Raw genomic sequence first — 19,453 nt, 5'->3', positions numbered from 1 at the left:
CTTGATGCCCGCACCCACCCCGGATGCCCTCCGCACCGCAACCGAGACGCTCTCCCGCCTCACCGAATACCTGCGCGAGAACCCCGCACCGGACGAAGTCCTCGACCTGGTCGAGCCGCTGTTGGATGAGGACACGGGCCTGCCCGTCCATCTCGGCGACGCTCTGCGCGCCCTCGCCCGCGCTGTGCAGGTCCATCCCGAGATCCCGCGCACTGCGGAAGTGCGCCGTCTGATCGCGGAACTGCGCGCCGCCGCTTGGGAGCAGAACGACCAGCACTCCCTCCACTACGTCCTGGCCGACCTGCGCGCCCTCTCCGGCAAGGCGCCCGCGAGCGCGCCGGGGCGCGCCTGGTGCTGAACGAAGGGCAGCTTGCTTCCTTCGCGATGCTCACCTTCGGCAGATCCCGCTCGACACCAGCCCTCGCCACCGTCCAGCCGGCAGCGCGCCGCTGATCCGACAGGACCTCTCCCCATCTGCGCCGATCACACCGCACACCGCGACTTCCTCCGCCACCTCGACGGCTACCTGCGCGACAGCAAGCACATCCTCGACGCCTGGGACGCCTACTCCGACGAGCACACCGATCCCGACGGCTGGCCCTACGACGACCGCGCCTACGGACAGCGCGCCAGCCAGCGCGACGCCGACACCCACACGGCGTTCGAGACGCTCCGCACCAGCATCCGTCGCCTGCTGGGCACGGCCGAGACGCAGCTGGCCCACCTACCGCCGAGCACCGTGCAGAGCCGATGGATCTACCAAATGGGCATCCTGCGCAATGCGCTCGACCGGCTCGACGATCTGCACGAGCAGTGGTTGGAGACCCGCGACGCCTTGCCAGCCACCGGCCAGCCCGGCACCCCCGCTTTCGACGACGCCCTCGCGGAGTATCACGCCGAATCGTGGAGCTACCTCGACGACTGGGCCACCCACGGCGGCGCCCTCCGCGAGATCAACTCCACCGCCCGCACAGCGCCGTCGCCGCTGGCCCCCTGACCGACCGCGGCTCCCGCACCCGGCCGGCAAACCCCGGCCAAAACCAGCCGCAGCCGCTGCCCCCTCCCTCCCCTCCCGGAAGCACGATGCCCTTGCCTCCCTCCTCCAACAGCTCCACCGACGGGTACGACCTCGTCCTGCGACTCCTCTTCGGAGCGCTCGCCATCGTCGTGCCCCTGGCTCACCTCGGCTGGCTGTGCGGCAACGCCACCGCGTACGCCACCGGCACCAGCCAAGCGTCGTACGAGCCAACCGACGCCCTGCTCCACCCCGAACAGCTGTGGCCCCAAGTGGGAGAAACGGCCCTGCTGATCGGCGCCCGCGTCGTCCCCGTTCTCCTACTCCTGGCCCTCGGAGCGGGGGTGGGCGTCCTGTGGGCCCGGTACAAGAACCGCGGCGGCCGGAAGAAGAAGATCACCGACATGGCCAAGGCCCGGGACATCGAGCCGCTGATGGCCAAGGCGGTCACCGACAAGGCCCGCTCCCTGCGCCCGAGCCTCAAGGACGCCAAGCACCTCGACGCGAAGGACACCGGCATCCTGCTCGGCAACCTTCAAGGCAGCCGCCACGAAGTGCGGATGGGGTTCGAGGACGTCGCCGTCGCGATCATGGCCCCCCGTTCCGGCAAGACCACGAGTCTCGCCATCCCCTCCATGCTCAGCGCGCCCGGCCCGGTCCTGCTCACCTCGAACAAGGCCGCGGGCGACGCCTTCACCACGGCCTACGAGGCGCGTGCGAAGGCGGGACGGGTGTGGACGATGGACCCGCAGCAAATCGCCCACGCCGCCCGCGAAATGTGGTGGAACCCCCTCGCCAGCGCGAAGACCCTGGACGGAGCCAACCGGCTCGCTGGCCACTTCGTCTCCGCCGCGGTGGACGCATCCCAGCAGGGCGACTTCTGGTCCAAGGCCGGCAGCAACATCCTGAGCCAGTTGCTCCTGGCGGCGGCGCTCGACGAGCGGCCGATCACCGACATCATGCAGTGGCTCGCCTTCCCGGCCGACCGCACGCCCCTCGACATCCTCCGCGACCACGGTTTCGCCGCCGTCGCCGCCCAGCTCAAGGGCACCGTCGAGGGACCGCCGGAAACGCGCGACGGCATTTTCGAGACCGCGCGACAGTTCGCAGCCGCGCTGCTCAACGCCGAGATCGCCGCCTGGGTGACACCGCAGAAGGATGTCCCGGAGTTCCAGCCCGCACAGTTCGTCACCTCCACCGACACACTCTTCCTGCTCAGCAAGGACGGCGGAGGCGGAGCCAGCGCACTCATCGCAGCCTGCGCGGACTCGGTGATGCGCGCCGCCACCGCGCAGGCCGAGCGCGCCGGCGGGCGCCTCGACCCCCCGATGCTGGCGATCCTCGATGAGGCCGCCAACGTCTGCAAGATCAGTGACTTGCCGGACCTCTACTCCCACCTCGGGTCGCGCGGCATCATCCCGATCACGATCCTGCAGTCCTACCGACAGGGACAGAAAGTCTGGGGGGAGACAGGCATGGACGCCCTGTGGTCCGCCGCCACCGTCAAGGTGATCGGCTCCGGCATCGACGACCCGGACTTCGCGGACAAGCTCTCCCGCCTGATCGGCGACCACGACGTGGAGACCACCTCCACCTCGCACTCGGAGTCCGGCAAGTCCACCTCGGTCAGCATGCGCCAGGAACGGATCCTGCCCGCCGACACCATCCGCGCCCTCCCCAAGGGCACCGCGCTCTGCTTCGCTACCGGCATGCGCGCCGCCATGCTCGACCTGCGCCCCTGGTATCGGGAGACCGGCGCTGCGGAGCTGTCCTCTGCGTCCGCTCGCGCATCCCAGGCGATCACCGACCGGGCCGTCGCCAAGCACGCGCCGCAGCAGTCCGACTTCGGGACGGCAGCGTGAGCCAAGACCAACCGCCCAACGCCACTGGCCCAGCCCACCGGAGCCACACCGCCCCCAGGCCCCGGCTCCCTCTGGCAGAACAAGCGCAGCAACTCCATTCCCTGGCAGACGCGTTCGACTCCACCCGGACCCGAGTCCGGAACGTCGGGTACACCCCCGGAAGCGATGCGCTGCGCCAGCTCACGCCGCTCCTGCTCACCGTCCAGGACCTGACGACCACCGCCCTGATCCGCCTCCGCGCGCTCGACAACACTCCCTTTCCCGGCAGCGCTTGCAGCAGCGCCAGCGTGGAGCGTCTGGCCTCGCTCGTGGCCGGTTCCTCCCTGGCCGGCAACGCCCTCGCGAATGCGCTGTACGCCAACCCGTACGGATGCGAGCCGTTCCCCGGCCACGCGGCAGACGACGAGCCGGTACGCATGGCCCGCCGCGCCGCAGCCATCCCGCGGGTGACCGGCCATCTCGCCGACGCCGAAAATCAGTTGGACCTGTGCGCAACCGAATGCCACTCCGTCGCCACCGGCATCACCCGTGTCCTCGCCCCCGCACGTGCTCAAGCGGCGCCCGTGCACGGGCCGTCCAGTCCTCCACCGCCCGGCGCCCCGGCCGCTCGGGCGCCCGCCGACAGAGCTCGCTGACCACCAACTCGTTGGAGTTTCCCGCGTCTTCCGATACCCCCACGGCGCATGACCTCGCCCGCGCTCTGGCCGCCCAGCTCCGACCCGACGCCGCTCCCCGGGACGTGACCGTCGCCTTCAGCGTCCGCCGGCAGGCCGCCGCCGCGTACGACCACCGCTCGCGCGGCGGCCCCGTCACCGTCTTCGCCCAGGCCATGCACGCCCACCTCTTCGGCCTCCCCGAAGACGATGCCCCGCTGCCCGCCGCGCTCGATGCCCTGCTGCAGTCCACCGTCACCGCCATTGGGCCCGAGCAGCACACCGCGATCCTGCAGCAGGTCGCCGACCAGCTGCGCGACGCCACCGAGATCCTCCGCCGCTACCAACACCGGGCGCACTGGGAGCGGTTGCCCGACGAGATCGTCCAACAGCTCCACCACGCCCACGACCAAACCCACCAGGTCGCCCAGGCCCTCGACCGCGTCGCGCCCGCCTTCAGCAGCCGCCCCGACGCGGAACCGCCACCCAGACCGCAACCGCGGAACACCCAGGGCCCGATCCCCCACGGCGCGCCTACGGCCCCGACCGCGCCGGCCGGACGCCGCCGCTGACCAAGACCCTTCGGACCGACCACTTGATACTCGATCTTTTCGCAGGACCGGGTGGCTGGAGCCGCGCTCTCGCCGTGCTCGGAGCACGCGATGTCGGCCTGGAATGGGACCCGTGGGCGTGCAAGACCCGCGCCGCGGCTGGCCAGTTGACAATCCGCACCGACGTGGCCAGGTATCCGGTAGACCCGTTCGTGGGCAAGGTCAGCGGGCTGATCGCGAGCCCGCCCTGTCAGGCATGGTCCATGGCCGGAAAACGCCTCGGCCTGCTCGATCAGCCCCTGGTCCACCAAGCCGTCGCCGACCTCGCCCAAGGCCACGACACCCGCGAGAAGTTGCTCGCCTCATGCCGCGATGCACGCTCGCTCCTGGCCGCGGAGCCCATGCGCTACCTCCACGCCCTGCACACCATCGACGCACCGGAGTGGGTCGCCATGGAGGAAGTCCCCGACGTCCTCCCGCTGTGGCGACAGTACGCCGCGACCCTGCGCGCCTGGGGCTTCTCCACCTGGGCCGGAGTCCTCAACGCCGCCGACTACGGCGTCCCGCAGACCCGGAAGCGCGCGATCCTGCTCGCCTCCCGTACCCGCACCGCCGCTCCGCCCGAGCCCACCCACGCCCAAGTCGCCGAGCCTGAGACCCTGTTCGGCCCCGGACGGCCACAGTGGATCTCCATGGCCCAGGCCCTGGGCTGGGGCGCCACCGACCGCCCGGTACCCACCGTCTGCGCGGGAGGCGGACCCGGCGGCGGGCCCGAGCCCTTCCCCTCCGGTTCCCGCACCACCCTCCACCACGCCCGCGACCGCGGCACCTGGGCACCCCACCCCGCCGCAACCCCGCCCGCACCCGCCCACCGTTGGGTGCTGCGCAGCAACAACCAGGCCCACGCCACCATCCGCTCCCTCGATGAACCCGCCGGCACGCTCTTCTTCGGCCACCGCGCCAACGAATGCGTCTGGAGCCCCGACGCCGCCGCCGAGAAGGCAGCGGCAGGCACCCGGGAGTCGATCAAGATCACCGCCCGCGAAGCCGGCATCCTGCAGACCTTCCCCGCCGACTACCCCTGGGCCGGCAACAAGAGCCAGCAGTTCTCCCAGATCGGCAACGCCGTCCCACCCCGGCTGGCCGCCCACCTGCTCGCCCCGCACCTGGGCAAGACCCTCACCCGCGACGACTTCGACCTGGCCGCCTGATGCCCCACACCCCCGAGCCGCACGACGCCGGGCCCGAAGACCCGCCAGCGCCGGAACCGGCGCACTACGCCGAACAGGCGCTGCTCGGCGCCCTTCTCCTCGAACCACACCGCCTGCCCGCCCTGGGCTCCCTGCGCGCCGAGGAGTTCGGCAGCCACGCCCACCAGGCCCTGTACACGGCGATGCGCGCCGTTCCCGCCCCCGAGCCCGCAGTGCACCGCAAAGACCCGGCATGGCTGGCCACCGTCCTGGAGGCCGCGCTCCCCCACGCCCCCGGCCTCTCCCACGCCTACCTCCACACCCTGGTCAGCCACTGCCCCAGCCCCCAACATGCCGCGGCGTACGCGCAGTTGGTGCGGGCAGAAGCCGCTCGCCGCGTGTTGCGCCGGCACGCCCAGCGCCTCGTCCAGCACGCCAACGACACCACCCACCCGAACCCGGCCGAGCCCACCCTCGAACAGACCGACGCCCTCGGGCAGCACCTGGAGCAGACGGCTCCTCAACTCCCCACGCGCACCGGGGCGCTCCCCCACACCGCGCCGTCACCCCTGCCGCGGGATGCGAGCGCGGAGGCACTGGAGGAAGAACGGCAGCTGCTCGCCACAGTGACTCAAACCCCCGCCGCCCTCGCCCGGATGCGCTGGCTGCACGCCGACGACTTCGCCCTTCCGCTGCACGGGCAGATCTTCCGCTGTCTCACCCAGCTCGCCCGCCGCGGCCACCCCATCGATCCCGTCACCGTGCTGTGCGAGGCCCCGCACCACGGCATCGACACCAGCACGATCGCCCCGGCCGAGCTGATGAACCTGGTCTCAACGCCGGTCGGTGAACCGGAGCACTGGGGCGAACGCATCGTCCAACGGGCCCTTCTCCACCAAGCCCGCGCCACCGGCCGGCACATCGAAGCCCTCACCGAAGACCCCGCCAACACCCCCCAACAACTCCTCCTCGGAGCCCGCCGCGCCCTCGCCCACCTCACCGCCCTGCGCGCCCGGTGGCAGCACAGCACCCGCCCACCCCGGCCACCCACGCACCCCACCAGACCTCGACCACGGCCCACCACCCACGCCAAGCCCGCCCCTTCAACCGCAGCACCCACGGGACACAGCCCGCCCCGAGTCAGAAACTAGAGCCCCGCCATGCCGCACCCGCCACGGACACCCAGATCCGCCTCGATCAGCATCCCGAGCACGCCAGCGCCGTGACCGCCACCGTCACCGGGCCCGCCGCCCACGTGGCCCGCGCCGTACTCACCAGCCACGGCTTCCGCCCCGTTGGAGAACGACTGGTTCTCGCCCGGATCGACCGCGAAGAACCCCACTACGCCGCCCGGGCCGCCGAAGCCCTGCGCACCGACGGCCTGCCCGTCGAGATCGCCCCCGCCCTGCAGGAGGCCATCGAGACCGAGTGGACCTGGGCCAACTACCCCATGCCCTGGCTGACTCGGGTAGAGATCCGCGACGTCTCCGCCGAGGCCCAGCAGATCCACGACGACATCGCGGCCGGCAGGCTCACCATCCACTTGCACGCACACGACGGCTGGACCACCGTGGCCGTCGGCACCTACACCGACGGCCAGAGCGTTCACCTGCACGGCGAGAACCACCTGCGGGTCATCGCCTCCACCTTCACCAGCCCCCGGACAGCCATCGAGAGGTTCCAGCACCTGCACAGCGACGCCACCCGCCCCGGCCCCGCACCAGCCACCGACACCGAACGCGAAGCAGCCGAAGCGCTCACCGAGATCGCCCCACCGACTTCAGCACTCGAGAGCCCCCAGTCGCCCCGACCCCAGGTAGAGACCGTGCCGGTGTATGCGGCCGATCCCGGCGACCACGAGGCGCTGCTCAACGCCTTCCTCGACGCCCACGGCGAGTGGGAGAAGTACCGCACCTGGTCGGACGACACCACCCACGCCAGCCACGAAGACCTCACCCTGCGCGCCGAGTTCGACCACGACGCGGGCCCGCGCGATACCCGATGGACCATCGCCGCCTACGAATCTCCCGTCGGCGACCGGCTCTGGCACGCCACCGCAACCGCCGCCGTACCCCGGCAGCTGATGAGCGCCTTCCTCGAATCGCTCGCCGCCGGCCACGCACAAGAGGACGCACCGCTCACTCACGTCACCGAGCAGACCATCGCCGAAGCCACCCGCCCACTGGCCGACGCCGGCTGGCAAGCCACCGCCGACGGCCGCCACCTGCGCTGGGAAGCCCCCAACGGAGATGCCGCCGGCGCCCTGTTCGACACCTACGCCGCCCAACGACACGACAGCCTGCTCCCCACCTGGACACTTTGGGGCGGCAACACCCCACACCACCCCGACTGGACCATCCAGCTCTCTCGCCACACACCAACCGCGGTACTCCACGACCTCACCGCCGAGACCGCCCTCGGACTCACACAGCGCCCCAAGAACGCCACACCCAGCCCCCTTCAACGGGATTCCATGAAGCCAACTCCCCCTCTCCCCAGGCACACCGCCAACACGGCACCCCGCAGATAGCCGAGTGCGGGAGCCTCGATTGAACCGGCAGAACCGTCTCCTATCGCTTACCTGCACAGGAGCCGGCAGAGCCCAGCTCTGCATGCGCGGGAGGCAAGTTCACGGCGCAGGCCGAGCTCAAGCCCCCGCGACTCCATCCCCGCGTGTGCGGGGAATCGCCGCCCGCCTTGGCCGCCGCCGCGCGGGTCGAGGGTCCGTCCCCGCATGCACGGGGAGCAGGCGGCCGCCACCGCCCGAAAGTTCGCCTTGCTGGGGCCATCCCCGCCTGTGCGGGGAGCAGACGCGGTAGTTGTGGCGGCCGGTGCAGGGGGAGGGTCCATCCCCGCGTGCGCGGGGAGCAGTCCGGGTCCAGGAGGAGGGAGTTGACGTCTTCGGGTCCATCCCCGCGTGCGCGGGGAGCAGCCACGTACACCGGCCCCCGGTGCCGTCGAGGGGGGCCATCCCCGCACGAGCGGGGAGCAAAGCAGCCGCCGCTCGGGGAAGGCCCAGGCGTCGGGTCCATCCCCGTATGCGCGGGGAGCAGTACGACTCGTGGGCCGCGTTCGTTGAAGCCGAGGGTCCACCCTCGCATGCGCGGGGAGCAGGCGACGCAGCCGCTCGTCGATGGGGCGTCGGTGGGTCCATCCCCGCATGCGCAGGGAACAGACGAGGTCGAGGGCGACGTAGCTGTCGTTGATGGGTCCATCCCCACATGCGTGGGGAGCAGTACTGGTGTGTGTCGCCAACCTCGCTAGTCAGGGGTCCATCCCCGCATGCGCGGGGAGCAGCCGCACGCCTTCGCCCGTATCTGCCGGGGGTTGGGGCCATCCCCGCATGCGCGGGGAGCAGCGGTACCAGCGCCGCTCTGCGGGGCGTCTTTCGGGTCCATCCCCGCATGGCGGGGAGCAGGGGCGGGACTCCGCCGGCGCGTTTGTGACGGCGGGTCCATCCCCGCATGCGCGGGGAGCAGGCGACCGCCCAAGCACTCGCGCTGGATGAGGAGGGTCCATCCCCGCGTGCGCGGGAGCAGCAGAGCCTGCTCGCGACCGCCCCGTCGGTCGGAGGTCCATGCCCGCGTGCGCGGCGGGGAGCAGAAGTCGGCGATCCAGTGTTCGGGGTCGGGGTGGGGTCCATCCCCGCGTGCACGGGGAGCAGGTGAGGGCGGCCCATACGGCGGTGCCGGTCCGGGGTCCATCCCCGCGTGTGCGGGGAGCAGCTGACGGAGCTGCGCCGGCGGTTCACCGGTCTGGGTCCATCCCCGCATACGCGGGGAGCAGACGACGAGCACCGCGGTGCGGAACCAACTCCAGGGGCCACCCCCGCGTGCGCGGGGAGCAGAATGTTGCTCCGATCCACTTCGTCCTGCCGAGTCACTCGCACCCCGGGCCCCGCGTCGCATCGCCAACTCGCCTGGCGGGGCACGGTGCTGGGCAGCTGCCCGGAAGCACTCTGCGCCGACGAGGCTGATGGCCAGCAACCCATCTTTGGTCGCTGTCGCTACACGCTGGGCGCGCGATACGCGTCAGTCGGCCAGCACCTCCTGCAGGTGCTGCCTCAGTGCCTGCGCGATGGCGTCCCGGGAACCGGTGGCGGGCACCTTCCAGTCGCGTTCGTCACCCTGTTCGACGGCGTCTTCGGTGCTGAAGCGGATGAGATCCGGAGAGGGGAGGTAGGAGTCTCGCAGCCAGATAATGAAGGCTGCTGCCTCGTCGCTGTTGTTGTCGCTCAGGACGATGCTGTCCCGTCCCTGGGTCATGGCCTGCCCGTCGAGCACCAGGTCGTCACTGATCTCCGCGGAGAACGCCAAGTAGGTGTCGGGGCCGACGGGAGCGTCCTCGTGGATCGCGTAGGTCAGCTCGGGAAAGCCGTCCTGGAGCGCGGCACCGAGGCGTGCAAAGTCAAGGTCCCAGCCGTGCGGGAGTTCTTCGGGCGCGTAGAGCAGGAACGTGGTCTGGTGGTCCTCGAAGTCCATGTGGCGATTCCTTGGGTCGGGCTAGGGGACGTAGCGGCTGTTGCCCTTGGTCCCGTGGAGGGCCATGAGCGTCTGCCAATAGGCTGCGGAGTCCTCGTCATTGGTCATGATCTCCAGGCCGCGGATCTGTTTGTGCTCCGCCATGGCCCCGTTGTATTCCTTCAGCTCTTTGGCGTCCTTGGCAACGAGGATGTCCTTCTTGCTCCACTTCTTCTCCCCGTTGTCCTTGTACTCGTCTTCCAGCTCCAGTGTCGACGGCTTGCGGAACGTGTCGCCCTTCTTGGGCGCCTCGCACTCGGGGTCGGAGTTCTGAACATACTTGGCGTCGATCATGTAGCCGTCCGCGGGCCGCATCCCATCCGCCGCGATGGCCTTCTTCCCCATGCCCTCCGGCAGCGGGATGCGCCGCTCGGGATAGCCGGCGGTGCGGTGCTGGTAGCGGTTCGCCGGGTTGTCCGGGTCTTTCGACCCGCCGAAGTCCAAGGGCCGCAGGCTGTTGACCCAGGTGCTGAACTGCCCCCGTTCCGCCGGCGTCAGGTACTTGGGCGGCGGAACGGGGCCGGGATCGAGGGGGTCCTTCACCGCCACGTTCGGGTTGGGGTCCCGGTAGGCCGCGGGCACGATCGCGGGGGCGCTGCCCGCGAGGGCGACCGGGACCGGAGCCGGCACCGGGACGGGGACCGGCAGGAACGGGATGCCGGGTGGATCGTCCGAGCCCTTGGGGAGCTGGATGCGCCGCTGCGAGGAGTCCAGGGCGTGTGCCACGTCGCCGAGTTGATGTATGTGCGGGTCGCCCAGCACGGCGTCGTTGAGACCGCCGTCGAACCCGTTGCCGCCCCATCGCGGGCTGTCGAAGGGGTTGTCGACGGCGAACAGGTCGACCTTGTGCAGGCTGATCTTCTCGTAGGCGTCATCGACGTGCCCGGCGTAGGTATCGCACGCCTTGGCCAACTGGCCACACGCGGCAGCCAGGTTCGCCACCAGCGTCTCGTCCCCCTGGGCACGGGCGGGCGGGTCACCGAAGCCCACACACCGCTTGAAGTACCGGTCGAAGGCGTCCGCTGCCTCACCTCCGTGCGCGTGGTTCGCCGTACGGGCACACCCCTGCGCCATGCCGAGCAGCCGGTCCAGAATCGTGTGCGCCCTGCGCCAGGAGCCGGCCACATCGCGGGCCTTGTCAGAGTCGCCCCGAAACCGGTCCGCGCCGCCGTACTGCTGATACCAGGCGGTGTCGCCGACAACCTCCGGCAGCTGCCGCCCCTTGCCGAGGAAGGCTTGATCGCAGCCGTCGGAGGGGTCACCCATGTTCTGCGTGAGGTCTTGCTGCTTGCCCAGGAGCGAGGCCGCGGTGTGGCTGTCTTGCGCCATAAACTCCCGCGAGGTGCGCATCAGGCCGGCGCCGGACTGTCCCAACACATAGGCGCTGAAACCGAGTTGATCGAGAGTAGTGCGGGCTGCTGAGGTATAGACCTTGGAGAAGTTGCGGCCGGCGTCGTCGTCACCCGCCATCCCGCCCTGGCGTTCCAGCTCACTGGAGAGAGCGATGGTGGTATCCCGGGCACCCTTCATCACATCGATCAGCCCCATGGACCCTTTGATCATCTCCGACGCGTACAGGTGCATACGGTCGCCCACACTCTCCCCCTCATCCCCGGCCCCCATATAGCAGGCCACTACACCTACCGTATGGCGATCACAAGCGTCGAGGCGAACTCGTGGAGCCAAGACGGGAGTAGAGAAGTGGGCGCCGCCTCAGCCCATTAGGGCGTTTCTTCTGGATCACCTCGCTGACCAGATGAGGATGCCTGCGATGTGGAGTGCGGCGAGGTAGACGGTTGCGGTCTTGTCGTAGCGGGTGGCCAGGCCGCGCCATTGTTTGAGGCGGTTGATGCAGCGCTCGACGGTGTTGCGTTGCTTGTAGGCGTCGCGGTCGAAGGCGGGTGGTCTTCCCCCGAGGCGACCGCGGCGCTTGCGGTGCGCGGTCTGATCCGCGGGCTGTGGAATCACCGCCCGGATGCCCCGTCGGCGCAGGTGTTCGCGGATGGCGCGGGAGGAATACGCCTTGTCCGCGAGGATCATCTGGGGCGTGATGCGGGGCCGTCCGAGGGGCCGGGGAACCCGCAGACGGGCCATGACCTGTGTGAACGCGGGTGCATCGCCGGCCTGTCCGGCCGTGAGATGGATGGCCAGGGGCCGGCAACGGCTGTCGGCGGCCAGGTGGATCTTGGTGGTCAGTCCGCCGCGGGACCGTCCGAGGGCATGGTCGTGCGGCTCGCCGGCCGGGGCCCCTTTTGACGGGCCCCGGCGGCGTGCTGGTGAGCGCGGACGATGGTGGAGTCCACCGCGACGACCCAGTCCAGGTCGCCCGCGGAGTCCGCCTGGGTCAGCAGGGCGGTGAAGACCTTCTCCCATGTGCCATCGGCGGCCCACTTCCGCAGCCGGTTGTGGACGCCTTTCCAGGAGCCGAACTCCTCGGGCAGATCCATCCACGGACAGCCGGTGCGGTACTTGAACGCGATCGCGTCGATCACCTGCCGGTGATCCCGCCACCGACCGCCCCGCCGGGGCGCCCGGTCCGGGAGTAACGGCTCAATTCGCTGCCACTGCACGTCAGTTAAGGCCACACTCGAACCAACGATCAGATGATCCGAAGGAAACGCCCTAGGTGGGTCCATCCCCGCACGCGCGGGGAGCAGCGTGCGGAGCCGGGCGACCATAACAAGGAAGAGGGGCCATCCCCGCATACGCGGGCAGCAGTCACGGCCGACCCCCTCCGCGCAGTATGCGCAGGGTCCATCCCCGCATACGCGGGGAGCAGTGCGGCGTCCTCAACCGGCGCGATGAGGAACGGGGTCCATCCCCGCATGCGCGGGGAGCAGGTTGCTGGTCAGAGGATCGTTACAGGCGCTGAGGGTCCATCCCCGCGTGCGCGGGGAGCAGGTCGCTGCTGCGGTCGGTCGGATCGATCTTCGGGGTCCATCCCCGCATGCGCGGGGAGCAGCTGCCAAGCGAAGGCGTAGCCCAGGTTCTGGGGTCCATGCCTGCGTGCATCGGGAACATCACCAGCACCAAGCCGCCCCACCGGCACCGGAACCCATTCTCGCGTGCGTGGAGAACAGGCCGCCACAGCCTTAGCCCGACCCGCAGTCCTGGGTCCATCCCCGCATGCGCGGGGAGCAGATGATGATGTCGCTAGTTTTGCCCGCGGCCTTGGGTCCATCCCCACGTGCGCGGGGAGCAGGGCAGTGCGGTACTGCCTAGCTCAGAGACATCGGGTCCATCCCCACGTGCGCGGGGAGCAGGCAAGACGGTTCCACCTCGCCACGTCGATTACGGGTCCATCCCCACGTGCGCGGGGAGCAGCATGTGCGCACTCCTTCGGTGGTGGGCGTGGGGGGTCCATCCCCACGTGCGCGGGGAGCAGTCCGTCCTGCCGCCGATGCGCAGCGGGTGGGCCGGTCCATCCCCGCATACACGGGGAGCAGCCGGTCGGCGCTGGCATGGCCGCAGTAGTGCAGGGTCCATCCCCGCATGCGCGGGGAGCAGTTGCGGGCGGTGATGCTCCAGCGGTCGCAGTAGGGTCCATCCCCGCACACGCGGGGAGCAGCCGGACTCCGTCACCCTCGTCTGCGCCTTCTTGGGTCCATCCCCGCACACGCGGGGAGCAGCCCTTTGCGACGGCCCGCGTGACGGTGTCGAGGGGTCCATCCCCGCATACGCGGGGAGCAGCCGCACAGCTCGCCCAACTTCTCCTGCGTGAGGGGTCCATCCCCGCATACACGGGGAGCAGCTTGGTGCCGGCCCGCCGGTGGCACGGTCGAAGGGTCCATCCCCGCATACGCGGGGAGCAGCAGCGACGCCAACCACGATTCATGACGCCGTCGGGTCCATCCCCGCATACGCGGGGAGCAGCACCAGAGGTTGCGGGGTTCGAGGTGGGGGTGAGGTCCATCCCCGCATACGCGGGGAGCAGCTCGTGCCGCACCTCCTGCTGCGGCTGGTGCTGGGTCCATCCCCGCATACGCGGGGAGCAGACTTGCCGACCTGGGCGTTTACCGGACGAGAATGCCCTTCTGAGCAACTATCAGAGATTCGGACATTTCCACCGGTCGGTCGCGCGAGGTGTCGGCGTGCTTCTCGCCGGGGCAGCGTACGCACCGCAAGGCCACCTGAGCGGATACCTCCTGGCAGCGCGTGGAGCCGCCGCGACCCAGGGGTGGGATCCAGCCACTCAAAAGGGTCATAACTCCAACAAACCGCTGAGTAACGGAAGTTATCAGCCAGACAAGATCAGAGGAACGGCGCCTCTCTGCCGTCAGACGATCTAATCATCGGCATGAACGACAGGTGGCCGGACCCGGCGCGACTAGGCGAAGGGCTGTCGCTGCCCGCACGGAAAGTCTGGGCGAAATCCGACCAGCGCGAGGGCGGCAGGAGCGGCGCGTGGTTACCGCTGTGGCGGCACATGGCGGACAGCGGCGCCGTGGCCCAGCGGCTTTGGGACAACTGGCTGCCGCGGCAGGTGCGGCAGACGGTGGCCGAGGCGTTGCCGGCCGGGGAGGCGGACGCGCAGCGGCTGCTGGTGTGGCTGGCGACGGTGCACGATATCGGCAAGGCAACGCCGGCCTTTGCCTGCCAGGTTGAGGATTTCGCCGCTGTCATGCAGGACCACGGGCTGGAGATGCCCACGCGACGGCTGCTCACCGAGCGCAGCGCGGCGCCCCACGGTCTGGCCGGGCAGATCCTCCTGGACGAATGGCTGGACGAGCACGGCGGGCTGTCCAAGGGGGCGCGAGGACAGTTCACCGTGATCGTTGGAGGGCACCACGGTGTCCCGCCCGACGCCGGGCAGGTGAGGCTGCTGCGTGGCAGGGGCGAACTGCTGCGTACACGTGGGGCGAGTGAGGCGAAGTGGAGGGGCGTCCAGACGGAGTTGCTGGACGCCGCCGCAGCGGCGTGTGGCGTGGTGGAGCGGCTGCCGGCTTGGAGGGAGGTACGTCTCCCCCAGCCCGTTCAGGTGCTGTTGTCGGCGGCAGTGATCGTGGCGGACTGGATAGCGAGCAACACCGAGCTCTTCCCCTACTATCCCGACGCGCAGGAGCAGACCTCCGCTGAGCGGATCGGGGCGGCCTGGCGCGGGCTCGATCTCCCGGCGCCCTGGGCGGCAGTTGACCCGCCGCCAGACGCCGATGCCCACTACGGCGCCCGGTTCGCCCTCCCGCCCGGTTCCCAAGTACGCCCGGTCCAGGCCGCGGCGGTGCAGCTGGCCCGCGAACTGCCGGCGCCGGGCCTGTTGATTGTCGAAGCGCCGATGGGTGAGGGGAAGACGGAGGCGGCTCTCGCCGCGGCGGAGGTGTTGGCCGCGCGCTCCGGCGCGGGCGGGTGCTTCTTCGCGCTGCCGACCCGGGCGACCGGCGACGCGATGTTCCCCCGACTCCGGGACTGGCTCGGCCGGTTGCCGGACGAGGATGGGCAGCGGGGCGCGCAGTCGGTATTTCTCGCACACGCCAAGTCCGCACTCAACCCGCACTACACCGCGCTGATGGGTGCCCCCTCCGGCCCGATGGGCGTGGAGACGGACGACCAGCACACGCGAGGCTCGGACCGGGAGGGCGAGCACGTCCGACACACCGCGGAACTCGTGGCGCACCACTGGCTGCGCGGCCGGAAGACGGGGATGCTCTCCTCCTTTGTCGCCGGCACGGTCGACCAGCTTCTGTTCGGGGCGTTGAAGACGCGCCATCTCGCCCTGCGCCACCTGGCGTTGGCCGGCAAGGTGGTCGTGATCGACGAGGCGCACGCGTACGACGCGTACATGGACACCTATCTGGACGCAGCGCTGGCCTGGTTGGGCGCCTACCGGGTGCCGGTCGTGGTGCTCTCGGCGACACTTCCGGCGGCGCGGCGGGAAGAACTGGCCCGTGCCTATGCGGGCCCGCAGGCGTACCCGAAGTCGTTGCGACCGGACGGAACGCCGCACCCATACCCTCTGCTCACAGCGGTCGCACCGGGCGGAACGGCCATCGAGCGGACTCCGGCCGCCTCTGGGCGGGCCACAGAGGTCTACGTCGAAGCAGGGGCGGATGCCCCGGAGTCGCTCGCCGACCGTCTCGTCACCGACCTGGCCGACGGCGGCTGCGCACTGGTCATCCGCAACACGGTCAACCGGGTACGAGAAACAGCGGCCGTTCTGCGGGAGCGCTTCGGTGCGGATGCGGTGACGGTCGCGCACGCGCGCTTCGTGGACTTGGACCGTGCGGCCAAGGACACCGATCTCCGGGAGCGCTTCGGCCCGCCGGAGACCTGCGCCGGGCGACGGCCCGAGACCACACACATCGTGGTGGCCAGCCAGGTCGCCGAGCAGTCGCTGGACGTGGACTTCGACATCCTGGTCACCGACCTTGCCCCGGTGGATCTCCTCCTCCAGCGGATGGGTCGTCTCCACCGCCACCGGCGCGAGCGCCCGCCGCGGCTGAGGACCGCCCGCTGCGTGATCACCGGCATCGAAGCGGATGACGGAAGCGGGGAATGGACTGCCCCTGACGGGCCGCCGCCGGTGCCGGTCCGCGGTTCCACGACGGTGTACGGGGCGTGGCCACTGCTGCGCGCTGCGGCGGTGCTCCGCCCGCACCTGGACGACGGCGGTGAACCGGTCGGGCTTCCTGCGGATATCAGTCCGTTGGTGCAGGGGGCATACGGGGATGCCGTGCAGGGACCTGACGGCTGGCAAGAAGCCGTGGTGGCGGCGGAGCAGACCGACAAGGCCCATCGGGCCGCGCAGCAGAAGAAGGCCGGCGCATACCGGCTCACCGCTCCCAAGCCGCCCGGCCGCTCGCTGTTGGGGTGGCTCGACGCGGGGGTCGGCGATGCCGATGACACTCCGGCCGGCCGGCAGCAGGTGCGCGACGCCGAGGACCCCGTGGAGGTGTTGGTCATCCAACGGACCGCCGAGGGCGCTTTGCGCACACTTCTACATCTGCCGCCGGACGAACACGGGCGGCCCCGTGGGGGCTTGGAGCTGCCTACCGAGGTCCCGCCGGACCCGCACCGCGCCAGAGCGGTCGCGGCCAGCGCCCTGCGGCTGCCGCACCACTTCTGCTTCGCGACCGCGGACCGCGCGGTGGCCGAGCTGGAGGAGCTGTACATCGAGGCATGGCAGGGGCGCGAAAGTCATTGGCTGGCAGGGCAGTTGATTCTCGCGCTCGATGAGGAGTGTCAGTGCTCTCTGGCAGGCTACGAATTGCGCTACTCGTCCGACGATGGTCTGGAGGTGACCCGTGCCCCATGACGCCCCTGCGTCCCCTGCAGACGAGGCGGTTCCCCGCTTCGATCTGGCCTCGCAGCCATGGCTACCGGTGCTGCTACGCGACGGTGTGGAGAAGGAACTGTCGCTGATTGAGGTCTTTGATCGGGCTGACGAGATCCGGCGGGTGACCGGTGACCTGCCCACCCAGGAATTCGCCCTGGTCCGGCTGCTGTTGGCGGTGCTCTACGACGCGCTGGACGGCGATCCGGCAACCCGGGACGCCTGGGAGGAGTTGTGGCAGGCGGGCCCGGAAGGCTTCCCGGCCGGGCAGGTGGCGGCGTATCTCGCGCGGCACAGGGAGCGGTTCGACCTGTTGCACCCGGAGCGCCCCTTCTTCCAGGTGGCGGATCTGCGCACGGCCAAGGACGAGGTCTTCTCGCTGGACCGGATCGTCGCAGACGTTCCCAACAACGACCGCTTCCTAAGCATGCGGGCCCACGGGGCGCAGCGACTCACCTTCGCCGAGGCGGCCCGCTGGGTGGTGCACGCGCACGCCTGGGACGTCTCGGGGATCAAATCCGGCGCCGTGGGCGACAAGGACCGGATCAAGGCGGGCAAGGTCTACCCACAGGGTGTCGGATCAGCGGGAATGCTCGGGGGCGTACTCGCCGAGGGCAACAGCCTGCGCGAGACGCTGCTGTTGAACCTGATTCCCCGTGAGGACGACGATCTGCTCCAGCACGAGGATGCGGACATGCCCGTCTGGCGGCGTCCCCAGCCGCTCGGGGCGGCTCCGCTGCCGGAGACTGAGGCCGCACCGTGCGGACCGCGAGGTCTGTATACCTGGCAGGCCCGGCGGGTGCGGCTGCACCACGACGGCGAGGCGGCGTACGGCGTCGTGCTCGCGTACGGGGACCCCCTCCCCTACCGCGACATGCACGGCAGCGAGCCCATGACCGGCTGGCGGCGCAGCGAGCAACAGGAAAAGAAGCTGGGCAGGAGCCCGGTCTACCTCCCCCGCACTCATGACCCGACCCGCACCGCATGGCGGGGCCTGGCCTCGCTCATCACCGGCTATCCGCCCGCGGCAATGCAGAAGGCCGGCAAGGACGCGGCCCCCGGCATCACACCACGGGTACTGGAATGGCTGGGCCGCATGGCTGAAGACAGCGAAGCTCTGGATCACGATCACCTGGTCCGGGCGCGCCTGTTGGGCTGCGAGTACGGCACCCAGCAGTCGGTGATCGCGGATGTCGTGGACGACAGCCTCAGCCTGTCCGTGGCGCTGCTCTCCCCGCACGACACCGCGCTCCGCGACACCGCGGTGCAGGCCGTGCAACTTGCAGAGACCGCGGTCTGGTTGCTGGGCAACCTCGCCGCGGGGCTTGCCGAGGCCGCCGGCGCTAACCCGGCAACGCCCCGGACGGAGGCCCGCGACCGGGGCTTCGGCGAGCTGGACGGTCCGTTCCGCCAGTGGCTGGCCACGCTGAAATCCGGCGTGGACGCGGATGAGCGGCTGGAGAGCTGGCGGCGCATCACACACGACCGGGTGCGCGCACTCGGCGTGGAGCTGGTGGCCTCCTCCAGCGAGGCCGCCTGGGAGGGCCGCGTACTCCCGACGGCGAAGGGCGGCACGTACTGGCTGAACTCCGCGCACGTGGAGCGCGCATTCCGCGGCGAGTTGCGCAAGCGCGTGCTGGCACCGGCCGATGACGGCCCGCCTGGTTCTGCTGGCGAAGATCCGACACCGAGCCGTCCCGAGGAGCCCACCCCATGACCTCCAGCAGTCCGGCACCCGCCCCCGTCTGGCGAAACGCGTACGAGCCAAGGCTCGTGGGCCGTACGGTGCACGCGTTCCTGGAGCCCCTCCAGCGCGGCTATCTGAAGGCGAACGACGAGGCGTGGGCCGTCGCCCGCCTCGCCCAGCTCCGGCGCGGAGCGGGCAAGGCACCGGAGGAGATCCCGGAGCTGTTCGGCCTGACCGGCACCGAAGAGCTCTACACCGACAACGGCCACTTGAACAGCAGCGAACACGGTCCCACCGCCGTCCATCTGGCGATCACCTTGTACGCGCTGCACCAGCAGTCCCAGCGCACCGACCGGATGCACGTCCCTGGTCGCCACCTCGGCGGCGCTGTCCGCGCGCTGATGCCACAGGGCGAGATCGACGAGGCACTGCGCCGGCGCTTCGTCCGAGTCGCCGGGGCCACCTCGGCGAACGTACTGGCCTACCGGCTGCGCGAGTTGGTCCTGCTGCTGCGCCGTGAAGGCGAGCCGCTGGACTACGCCCGGCTCGCCGACCAGCTCGATCAGGCCCTCGACCCCGGCCGGCGCCTGCAGGTCCGGCAGGAATGGGGGCGGGAGTTCCACTCCGGCCGCCCACGCAAGCACTCCGAAGATACGCCTCCGTCCGACGACAGCGGTTCGTCTGCCACCGACCAGCGCACAGAATGAG

At 70.3% G+C, this 19,453-nt stretch carries 14 protein-coding genes and 1 CRISPR repeat array; of the genes, 11 read left to right on the top strand and 3 right to left on the bottom strand.

From position 1 onward, the window contains the following. The first annotated feature begins 4 nt into the window (after positions 1–4). The 8 genes from AC3AGO_RS30945 (at position 5) to AC3AGO_RS30910 (ending at position 7,801) form a co-directional block, all read left to right on the top strand. On the top strand, positions 5–358 hold the full coding sequence (locus AC3AGO_RS30945; RefSeq protein ID WP_487823573.1) for a hypothetical protein: 354 nt from the start codon (positions 5–7) through the stop codon (positions 356–358). 12 nt (positions 359–370) lie between these two features. Continuing rightward, positions 371–997: a hypothetical protein gene (locus tag AC3AGO_RS30940; protein ID WP_487823572.1), complete on the top strand. Its 627-nt coding sequence runs from the start codon at positions 371–373 to the stop codon at positions 995–997. 86 nt (positions 998–1,083) lie between these two features. Beyond that, positions 1,084–2,877, top strand: coding sequence for a type IV secretory system conjugative DNA transfer family protein (locus AC3AGO_RS30935; RefSeq protein WP_487823571.1), 1,794 nt, complete (start codon positions 1,084–1,086; stop codon positions 2,875–2,877). A gap of 287 nt (positions 2,878–3,164) precedes the next feature. Next, the gene (locus tag AC3AGO_RS30930) at positions 3,165–3,512 is read left to right on the top strand and encodes a hypothetical protein (protein WP_487823570.1); all 348 of its coding nucleotides are present in this window, start codon (positions 3,165–3,167) and stop codon (positions 3,510–3,512) included. Positions 3,513–3,616: 104 nt separating this feature from the next. Next, the gene (locus AC3AGO_RS30925) at positions 3,617–4,102 is read left to right on the top strand and encodes a hypothetical protein (protein ID WP_487823569.1); all 486 of its coding nucleotides are present in this window, start codon (positions 3,617–3,619) and stop codon (positions 4,100–4,102) included. A 23-nt stretch (positions 4,103–4,125) separates the two neighbouring features. Beyond that, positions 4,126–5,292: a DNA cytosine methyltransferase gene (locus tag AC3AGO_RS30920; RefSeq protein WP_487823568.1), complete on the top strand. Its 1,167-nt coding sequence runs from the start codon at positions 4,126–4,128 to the stop codon at positions 5,290–5,292. Further along, positions 5,292–6,422 (top strand): DnaB-like helicase N-terminal domain-containing protein, encoded by a 1,131-nt coding sequence (locus AC3AGO_RS30915; RefSeq protein ID WP_487823567.1) that lies wholly within the window; start codon positions 5,292–5,294, stop codon positions 6,420–6,422. Before AC3AGO_RS30920 ends, AC3AGO_RS30915 begins: the two co-directional genes overlap by 1 nt. Positions 6,423–6,493: 71 nt before the next feature. Then, positions 6,494–7,801 (top strand): SPDY domain-containing protein, encoded by a 1,308-nt coding sequence (locus AC3AGO_RS30910; protein ID WP_487823566.1) that lies wholly within the window; start codon positions 6,494–6,496, stop codon positions 7,799–7,801. Between the two features lie 1,501 nt (positions 7,802–9,302). Here AC3AGO_RS30910 and AC3AGO_RS30905 read toward each other — a convergent pair. The 3 genes from AC3AGO_RS30905 to AC3AGO_RS30895 all read right to left on the bottom strand — a co-directional run bounded on the left by AC3AGO_RS30905 (position 9,303) and on the right by AC3AGO_RS30895 (position 12,427). Next, positions 9,303–9,752 (bottom strand): hypothetical protein, encoded by a 450-nt coding sequence (locus AC3AGO_RS30905; RefSeq protein WP_487823565.1) that lies wholly within the window; start codon positions 9,750–9,752, stop codon positions 9,303–9,305. 21 nt (positions 9,753–9,773) lie between these two features. Then, the gene (locus AC3AGO_RS30900; protein ID WP_487823564.1) at positions 9,774–11,387 is read right to left on the bottom strand and encodes a restriction endonuclease fold toxin-2 domain-containing protein; all 1,614 of its coding nucleotides are present in this window, start codon (positions 11,385–11,387) and stop codon (positions 9,774–9,776) included. A 144-nt stretch (positions 11,388–11,531) separates the two neighbouring features. Further along, a protein-coding gene (locus AC3AGO_RS30895) for an IS5 family transposase (protein ID WP_487824875.1) occupies positions 11,532–12,427 on the bottom strand; the annotation gives its coding sequence in 2 pieces (ribosomal slippage) (positions 11,532–12,046 and positions 12,046–12,427; 897 coding nt in all). 476 nt (positions 12,428–12,903) lie between these two features. Next, a CRISPR array of direct repeats spans positions 12,904–13,786; the repeat unit is 28 nt; unit sequence GGTCCATCCCCGCATACGCGGGGAGCAG. A 302-nt stretch (positions 13,787–14,088) separates the two neighbouring features. Here AC3AGO_RS30895 and cas3 point away from each other — a divergent pair. Genes cas3 through casB form a run of 3 tightly spaced genes read left to right on the top strand, consistent with a single transcriptional unit; the run spans position 14,089 to position 19,452 of the window. After that, a complete protein-coding gene (gene cas3 / locus AC3AGO_RS30890) occupies positions 14,089–17,040 on the top strand; it encodes a CRISPR-associated helicase Cas3' (protein ID WP_487823563.1) in 2,952 nt (983 codons plus the stop codon). After that, the gene (gene casA, locus AC3AGO_RS30885; protein WP_487823562.1) at positions 17,030–18,775 is read left to right on the top strand and encodes a type I-E CRISPR-associated protein Cse1/CasA; all 1,746 of its coding nucleotides are present in this window, start codon (positions 17,030–17,032) and stop codon (positions 18,773–18,775) included. The genes cas3 and casA overlap by 11 nt, the downstream gene beginning before the upstream one ends. Beyond that, positions 18,772–19,452, top strand: a complete 681-nt coding sequence (gene casB, locus AC3AGO_RS30880) for a type I-E CRISPR-associated protein Cse2/CasB (RefSeq protein WP_487823561.1) — start codon at positions 18,772–18,774, stop codon at positions 19,450–19,452. Before casA ends, casB begins: the two co-directional genes overlap by 4 nt. Position 19,453: the final 1 nt, after the last annotated feature.

This window comes from Streptomyces sp. BL1 (genome assembly GCF_057628045.1).
The sequence above is the reverse complement of the archived record's forward strand: the minus strand, read 5'-3'. Positions and strand labels throughout refer to the sequence as shown.